The organism is Croceicoccus hydrothermalis (assembly GCF_022378335.1).
Classification (GTDB): Bacteria; Pseudomonadota; Alphaproteobacteria; order Sphingomonadales; family Sphingomonadaceae; genus Croceicoccus; species Croceicoccus hydrothermalis.
This window is the reverse complement of record NZ_JAIQCI010000040.1, coordinates 1-4103: the sequence shown is the minus strand read 5'-3', so window position 1 is coordinate 4103 and position 4103 is coordinate 1. Positions and strand designations below refer to the sequence as shown.

Below are 4103 nucleotides of genomic sequence, written 5' to 3'. Positions count from 1 at the left end.
CCTAAACATCAATTCCCAGACGAGGCCCAAGCTCCGCTAATTTACGCAGCTAGGTGTGCCAAATGTTCTGACGACGGACACTCGAGCACCTTCAGGCGCCGAGCTTCAGATATCTCCAGCCCGCCATACTTCGACTTCGAGTTGTAGATCGTCGCTTCCGACACCCCGTGCCGCCGCGCCAGGTCAGCGGTCTTCGCACCAGCCTCCGCCTCCTTCAGCACGCCAATAATCTGCTCTTCTGTGAACCTCATTCTCTTCATCTCGTCCGTCCTTCCATCAGGGCCGGACTCTAATCGAGACTGGAGGAAAATCAGGGGGTCACGTCACGGGCCGTACAAACCCGATCTGAGCTTCGTCTAGTTCCGCCGCAAGCCGCCGATCAAATTGACAGAAGTAGACCATCGGCATCGTGCCCCATATCAGTCGCACAGCCAGTCGAACCCGGTCCGATAGCTGACCTTCCTGCTTTTGGCCGATCAGCACGATGAGGATAGAACGGACCGGTCGCTTCCGATCAGTGTTCGCGGTAAACAGCTGACCGGTTAGATGCTGCCAGAGTTGCAGCAATATTCGACGTCAGCTGCCGTGAGGCCTTGTCCTTGAGTTCCTGATCCACCAGAGTGCCCATGTATTCATCGTGAGGAATTCTATTTGAAGCTAGAGGCATCTACAGAAGCGGAGATCGGCAAGCGGCTGGTGGCATACGCTAAGAACTACACAGCGCGCCAGCTCGTGCAGGAGGCCGATGACGCACTTGGCGACCCCCAGCTGGGAAGCATCGCGGGCCTACTAGTGGACGCACTATTGGCAACAGACGCCGGTCGCATTTACGACATCGGCGCAGGTCAGGGAACGTTGCTGGCACGGCTGGCGAGACTGCCTGCGTTCGCCTCGCGGCCGGAATGGCGCTACTGCGCCATCGACTTTGAGGAGGAACTCGACGTCGTTCACAAGGTTGCCCGCCAGCTCCGGCTCACCGCAAGAACGGACGAGCTGACCATTGAGCAGTTCGCGAGCGAACCTCCCTCCGACGCGCGCAAGATCATCTTCTGTCGCAATGTCCTCCACGAGTTGAAGATTGGCGAGACCGCAGAACTGCTCCACAACGCGACCCGGCTTCTCGGCCCCGACGACACGCTTCTGATTCAGGACTTGGTTCGCTTCCCCGAGGGCGAGCAGAACCACCACTGCTGGACGTCGGAAGCGCTTCGGGACGTGCTCATCGAGATCGGCTTTTTGGACCCTCTCGTTTACGAGTAGGGAACTCCGAAAGGGAACGGCTGGCTAAATCTGCGTACTCGCTGGACTGGAGGCCCCCCGCCGGACCAGATGACGATCCGGCAGGCCATCCTGGCAGGGCGGCAGCGCCAATGGGCGCTGTGGTCGTCGGTCGAGACGGCGGGTGACGAACTCCCTGAGCGCGACGAGCTAATCCATGCGCTCGACTTAGATCTCCAGCTTGCGTCGCTCACCAAGGAGCTACGCGCCGAGGGCGGTCTCGATCTGAAGCTAGACCCCGCAGTCGAACGCCGCATCCGCCTGAACGAGATCAACAAGCGCATTGAAACTTTGGCGGAACAGGGGCTGGAGCCCGCCGACCCACCTCTTCCGCATCCCCATTTTCGCGAACGAGGAGCACAGCTCACGCAGGCCGAGACCTTTCTGCGCTCGTCGGCACGGCTTGCCATCGTCCACGGCGGCGTGGGGACGGGAAAAACCGCGTTTTTGGACCAGCTGCTCGCCACGCGCCTCTACGACAAGGCGCTGATCCGCTTGGACGCCCGAGTGGCCCGAGGCGTCTGGCCAATGGTCGAGGGGGCGATGGCACAGATCGGGGCAAACTTGGCGGTCGAGGCCATAAGCGTGCTCGGCGATCTCAACTACGCCCAGATCGCGCCAGCGATGGGGCGCCTCCTGAACACGGTCGCTCCGCGCTTGGTGCTCGTGGTCGAAAACTTGGACGAGGTGCTCGATTCGAACCAGCGGTTCATCGATCCGCAAATCGAAGCCTTTCTCACGCAGGTCGCGGGCAAGGATGGCGTGAAGGTGATCGTCTCTTCTCGCCGGGAGTACCTGCCTCGTTCGCTGCTGAAGGCGGGAGGCAATCATCCGCTCACCTCGGTCCGGATGGGCCGATTCGCGACGGTGGAGACAGTCACCAACGTGCTCGACGACTTCTTCGACCGGGGCAAGGCAGGACTGGTCGAGTACCCCGCCACCCTGATCGACGCGATCGACAAGCACCCACTCGTCGCGAAGCTCGCAGGACAAATCCTGGAAGCCGAGGGGTCCGGTGCGCTGGTCGACGATACCTTCATCAGACAGGTCAGGAACAAGCTACACGCCGAGCTTGTGGCGCGTCTGGTAGAAGAGCCTTCGGAGGCGGCGATGCTGGTCGCGTCCGAGCTGCGGGTGGCGGTGCCCGCCAGCGTTCTTGAGGCCCTAGCTGGGCGCGACAGCGTTCACAGCGCCCGTGAGAACGACGTCATCTACGGTGTACACGATCGCCGGTGGGGCGAACTGCTCGCGTCCATCGGCCTTTTCAGAAAACGGTCAGGCACCGACCTGATGCCGGCGTCCGCCCGTGACGTAGAGGACGCGGCGCGAGTGAGTCACGCCCGCATAGCGGAGCAGCTCGAACGCACATACCGACAGGACGACGATCCTAAGTGGATTCGCGAGAGCTACTACCACCGAATGCTGTCCGGGGAGACCGAAGGGCTCAGCCTGAGCGCCTATGCCGGCACGTACTACCGCACCGAACTCGTTGCATCAGCGGGCTATTGCTTCGAACGCGGCGACTACGGCGCCGCGCTGAAGCTATACGATGCCGCATTGACCTTGGGCGCCCTGGATGAGACCGCCCTGATGCGTCGGGCATCATCGATGGTCCGGGAGGGCGAAGATGCCGGAAGCGAGGAATACTTCAGGCTAGTCGCCGACTATCCGGCGAACATGGGCATACGCCGGTCGCACGTCGATGCCCTGCTTTGGGTAAACAAGCCCCACGACGCCCGTGCGGCGCTTCGCGACTATGGGCTCGAGCCCGAAGCCGACCCTTGGCACGCGCTGCAGTGGGGCAGGGCGGAATTGGGCCTCCACAACTACCCCCGCGCGATCGAGCTTTTTACAGCCCTGAGGGACAAGCGCGCAGACGACCCGTTCGTCGTCACCTACCTCGCCAGAGCGCTGCAGCAGTTCGGCGACCTAGACGGCGCGATCACGACGCTAGAGGCCGGCGCGATCGACTTCCCGGACAACGACGTAATCCTGACATCTCTCGCGCAGAATTTGGAGCGCGCTCGACGAGATGACGAGGCGAAGCCACTGCTCGCGAAGCTACTTGAGGACGATGCTGGGAACGCCCGCGCCGCCCTGTCGCTGGTCCGACTCCTGCTGCGCGAGGGGGATCGCCCGGGAGCGGATCGCGTCGCGAAGCGTGCCGCTCGACAGGCAACTGGGCGCATGCGTACGTTCGCCTTTATGGCGCAGGGTGAGGTAATGATGGCCGAGGGGCAGCCCGAAGCGGCGGCCGAGTTTCTCCGCGACCATATTGATGAGGACGAGGACGTCGGCACGCTCATCATTGACGCGCTGCTCCGGGCCGTAGAGCGGGACACGGACCCGGTCACGCGCGCCAATATGATTCGCAAAGCGAGCGAGGTGCGCGTGAAGCCGTCGATGACACACAACGTGCCGGTGCAGGTCGTGCTCGTGCGCTTGGCCGTCGCTGCCAAAAACCGTGCAGCCTTTGACGCGGCGATTGGCAACCTCGCGCAGACGCGCATTCAGCCAGCGGAGCTGGAGAGGCTCCGCTCCCTCTGGTGACTGGTCTCACCGCGCTAGTGTGGATGACCGAGGGCCGCGCGCCGGTGCCTACCGCTCGCCTGCGGCGCCGACGTTGGTAGCGCTGCGACCCTCTCAGTTATTGCCGGCCAACGGATGTAACCATGCAAGTCGAGACGAGCGCTACCAGCAATGCTGCCGATATGAACGAGCGGCCTATGCTGGGGCGCTGATGCTGTCCGTCGTCAGAACATTTGGCACACCTAGCTGCGTAAATTAGCGGAGCTTGGGCCTCGTCTGGGAATTGATGTTTAGGC

General features: G+C 62.4%; 2 protein-coding genes and 1 pseudogene. 2 read left to right on the top strand and 1 reads right to left on the bottom strand.

Annotation, left to right across the window (positions count from 1 at the left end; all coding sequences use genetic code 11):
* Nucleotides 1-80 precede the first annotated feature (80 nt).
* Nucleotides 81-260 (bottom strand): annotated as a pseudogene (locus tag K4G67_RS15505) (transposase); the annotation flags it as partial.
* Between the two features lie 391 nt (nucleotides 261-651).
* On the opposite strand from K4G67_RS15505, the gene K4G67_RS15500 reads away from it, so the two are divergent.
* Entirely contained in the window at nucleotides 652-1260 is a 609-nt protein-coding gene (locus K4G67_RS15500; RefSeq protein WP_239807215.1) for a class I SAM-dependent methyltransferase, read from the top strand.
* Nucleotides 1261-1329: 69 nt separating this feature from the next.
* Nucleotides 1330-3828 (top strand): tetratricopeptide repeat protein, encoded by a 2499-nt coding sequence (locus K4G67_RS15495; RefSeq protein ID WP_239807214.1) that lies wholly within the window; start codon nucleotides 1330-1332, stop codon nucleotides 3826-3828.
* Nucleotides 3829-4103 lie beyond the last annotated feature (275 nt).

What these genes read in the sequence shown, in the direction of transcription:
- K4G67_RS15495 (WP_239807214.1), top strand. Translation starts at nt 1,330, where the DNA reads ATGACGATCCGGCAGGCCATCCTGGCAGGGCGGCAGCGCCAATGGGCG.